The organism is Actinosynnema sp. NPDC023658, assembly GCF_040639995.1.
GTDB lineage: Bacteria > Actinomycetota > Actinomycetes > Mycobacteriales > Pseudonocardiaceae > Actinosynnema.
On the sequence record NZ_JBFAAX010001027.1, the window covers coordinates 313 to 1,902 of the forward strand.

Annotated in this window: 1 protein-coding gene; it reads left to right on the forward strand. The window is 75.4% G+C overall.

Features of this window, described 5'->3' with window-relative positions; translation table 11 throughout:
* A partial coding sequence (locus tag AB0G02_RS37665) for an FAD-binding and (Fe-S)-binding domain-containing protein (protein ID WP_360804527.1) occupies nt 1-1,590 on the forward strand: 1,590 nt, incomplete at both ends.

Below are 1,590 nucleotides of genomic sequence, written 5' to 3' on the forward strand. Positions count from 1 at the left end.
GGTTGGTGGTCGACTTCTCCCGCTACCTCGACCGGGTGATCTCGGTGGACCCGGTCCAGCGCCTCGCGGTGGTGCAGCCGGGCGTGGTGCTGGACCGGCTGAACGACGCGGTCCGGCCGCACGGGCTGGTGTTCGGGCCGGACCCGTCCACCCACTCCCGCTGCACGCTCGGCGGCATGATCGGCAACGACGCGTGCGGCGCGCACTCGGTCGTGTGGGGCAAGACCAGCGACAACGTGCGCGCGCTCGACGTGCTGCTGCCCGACGGCCGCCGGTTCGACACCCGCACTCCCCCGCCGCTGGACCTGCCGGCGGTGGACCCGTCGTGGTTCCCCGCGCTGGACCGGCGGGTGTCGGGCTACCGGTTGGACGCGCTGCCGGACCTGACCAGGGCGCTGGTCGGCTCCGAGGGCACCTGCGCGACCGTGCTGGGCGCGACGGTGGAGCTGGTGGAGGCGCCGCCGCGCCGGGTGCTGGCGGTGCTCGGCTTCGACGGCCCGTACGACGCCGCCGACCTGGCTCCGGGGCTGCGCGAGCTGGACGTGCTCACGGTCGAGGGCCTGAACGCCGAGCTGGCCCGGGCGGCAGGCGAGGCCGGACGGCGGCTGCTGCCGCGTGGCGAGAGCTGGCTGTTCGTGGAGGCGGTGGAGGACGCGGTCGCGCACCGGGCCGCCGCGCTGGCGCCGCACTCGGTGGTGGTGACCGACCCGGCGCGGCAGCGCGCGCTGTGGCGGGTGAGGGAGGACGGCGCGGGTCTCGCGACGCGGACGGCCGACGGCGGCGAGGCGTGGTCGGGGTGGGAGGACGCGGCCGTGCCGCCCGAACGGCTGGGGGCCTACCTGCGGGAGTTCGACGCGCTGCTGGCCGGGCACGGCCGGCGCGGCGTCACCTACGGGCACTACGGCGAGGGCTGCCTGCACGTGCGGATCGACTTCGACTTCGCCCGCGGGCACCGGTCGTTCCTGGAGGACGCGGCGGACCTGGTCGTGGCGCACGGCGGGTCGCTGTCCGGCGAGCACGGTGACGGGCAGGCCCGCTCGGAGCTGCTGCCGCGGATGTACCCGCCGGCCGCGATCGAGGCGTTCGGGCGGTTCAAGGCGGCGTTCGACCCGGACAACCGGATGAACCCCGGTCGGATCGTCGCGCCCGCGAAGCTGGACGACGACCTGCGCGTGCTCGTCGCTCCCCCGGTGATCCCGACCCGGTCCCGGCTGGCGCTGCGCGCCGACGGCGGCGACCTGGCGGCGGCGACGCGGCGGTGCGTGGGCGTGGGCAAGTGCCTGAACACCTCCGGCGGCGTGATGTGCCCGAGCTACCGGGTGACGCGGGAGGAGAAGCACTCCACCCGCGGCCGGGCGCGGCTGCTGTTCGAGATGCTGGGCGGTGAGGTGGTGCGCGGCGGGTGGCGGTCGGAGGAGGTCCGCGACGCGCTGGACCTGTGCCTGGGTTGCAAGGGGTGCAAGCGGGACTGCCCGGTGGACGTGGACATGGCCACGTACAAGGCGGAGTTCCTGCACCACCACTACAAGGGGCGGGTGCGGCCGGCGGCGCACTACTCGATGGGCTGGCTGCCGCTGTGGTTGCGGCTGG